The organism is Pseudomonas sp. PA-6-3C, assembly GCF_021605825.1.
Lineage (GTDB): Bacteria > Pseudomonadota > Gammaproteobacteria > Pseudomonadales > Pseudomonadaceae > Aquipseudomonas > Aquipseudomonas edaphica.
The window spans coordinates 1-1,962 of sequence record NZ_WKDV01000096.1; the positions used below are offsets into that span (position 1 = coordinate 1).

At 62.5% G+C, this 1,962-nt stretch carries 3 protein-coding genes; all 3 read right to left on the minus strand.

The genetic code is table 11. The annotated features are described in order from the left end of the window. Positions 1 to 181 precede the first annotated feature (181 nt). On the minus strand, positions 182 to 583 hold the full coding sequence (locus tag GIW48_RS29610) for an ExbD/TolR family protein (RefSeq protein WP_236461084.1): 402 nt from the start codon (positions 581 to 583) through the stop codon (positions 182 to 184). A 1-nt stretch (position 584) separates the two neighbouring features. Continuing rightward, on the minus strand, positions 585 to 1,307 hold the full coding sequence (locus tag GIW48_RS29615) for a MotA/TolQ/ExbB proton channel family protein (RefSeq protein WP_085985974.1): 723 nt from the start codon (positions 1,305 to 1,307) through the stop codon (positions 585 to 587). A gap of 51 nt (positions 1,308 to 1,358) precedes the next feature. Continuing rightward, the coding region (locus GIW48_RS29620) for an energy transducer TonB (RefSeq protein ID WP_236490700.1) at positions 1,359 to 1,962 on the minus strand (604 nt) is incomplete at its 5' end.

Here is a 1,962-nt window from a genome sequence, read left to right on the forward strand (position 1 = left end):
GCTGGCTTGCCTGCGATAGCGGTGGGTCAGTCGATACATCTGTAACTGAGAGACCGCTATCGCAGGCAAGCCAGCTCCCACATGGACCGGGTTGCACAGTGGAAATCAGGTAAATACCAGGCAAAAAAAAGGCCGCACCCTGCCAAGGAGACGGCCAAAAAATTGTCGAGGCTTTTGAAACTTAACGTGCAGTAATCACCGACAGCTTGGTGATGCCTGCGCGCTCGATAGACGCCATGGCTCGCGCCACTTCGCCGTAATTCACACCATCATCGGCCTGCAGCTGCACCCGCACCTCCGGGTCCTTGGCCTTGGCCGCCTGCAGGTTGAACTCGAGCAGGTCGGACTGGATTTCGTCCTTGTTGATAAACAATTTGCCGGCGCCGTCGATGCTTACCACCAGCGGGTCTTTCTGCTCCACCGGGGCTACGGCCTGGGTCTTGGGCAGGTTGATCGGGATCGAATTGGTCAATAACGGCGCGGTGACGATAAACACCACCAGCAGCACCAGCATCACGTCCACCAGCGGCGTGACGTTGATCTCGCTCAGCACCTCATCACTGTCTTGCGTGGAGAAGGCCATTTCAGGACGCCTCCTTCACTTTTTGCGCGGTGCCTGCCGCGCTTTTGGTCAGCGTAGGGTGCAGCAGCACGCGGAAGGAATTCTTCTGCGCCAGGCTGTAGAAGTCGTGGGCGAAGTCATCCAGGTCCGCTGCCGTGAGCTTGAGGCGACGCAGGAAGTAGTTGTAGACCAGTACCGCCGGCACTGCGACCGCGATACCCACACCGGTGGCGACCAATGCCGCACCAATTGGACCTGCGACGGTTTCCAGGCTGGCCGAGCCGGCAGCGCTGATGCCTTTGAGGGCTTCCATGATGCCCCACACGGTGCCGAACAGGCCGATAAACGGCGAGGTGCTGCCAATACTGGCGACCACGGCCAGGCCGGTTTCCAGAGAGCGGCGCTCACGCACGATCTGCTGGCGCAGGGCACGTTCAAGGCGGTCCTGGTGATTGATGGCCTGGCTCAAGTCTGCTGCGTGCGGGGCATCGCCGACCTGGATCGCGGCATAACCGGCCTGGGCTACACGGGCTGCGGCGCCGGGCTGGGTCTCGGTCAGCTCAGCGGCGGAATCGAGACTCGACGCCGCCCAGAACTGTTTGTGAAACTTGCGATCCTGCGCTTTGAGGCGCCCGAACTGCACGCCCTTCAACAACGCCAGGCCCCAGGTGGCGACCGAAAAGACCACCAGCAGCCAGATTACCGCGCTTTCGATGGATTCAAGTGGAGATGCTAATGCCATGATGTTTTCCCTCTGTGCAGGTGGCGGCGTGTCCAACACACCGCTGCCGAATCGTTAGTGAATCTTGAAATCGATCGGGACGCTGACCCAGCCGTCCTGGGCCACATCGCCCTGCTTGGCCGGCACGAAGCTCCAACGCTTCACGGCGGTCAATGCGGCGTCGTCGAGTTGCTGGCGACCGCTGCTTTTCTGGACCTGGACCTCACCCGGCTTACCGCTGGCCAACACATGCACGCGCAACAGCACGGTGCCTTCCCAACCACGGCGCTGGGCCAGTGACGGGTACTCCGGCGCCGGTTTCTTCAAGTACGCGGCGTTGGCCGAAGCAGGTGTCACCGGCGCAGGTGAAGGTGCCGCTGCTGGCGCTGGAGGCGCAGGCTTCGGTGGCACAGGCGGTTGCTCGACCGCTTTTGGCACAGGTTTGGGTTCAGGTTTTGGCACCGGCTTCGGCTTGGGTTTTGGAACAGGTTTGGGCGGCGCTGGTTTGGCGGCCAACTCATCGACTACCGGCGGTGGTGGCTCGACCACAGGCGGTGGCGGCGGTACAGGCACAGGCGGGTCCCCCACCCGCGGCGCGGGGTGGGGAAAATCTGTCGGCATCGGCGGGGGTTTCCGCGGGGCAAAACGCAAACGCCGCGGGGGGCTTTGGGCCCCCCCA

Coding starts and splice junctions, on each gene's coding strand:
- GIW48_RS29610 (WP_236461084.1), bottom strand. CDS start 583: ATGGCCTTCTCCACGCAAGACAGTGATGAGGTGCTGAGCGAGATCAAC.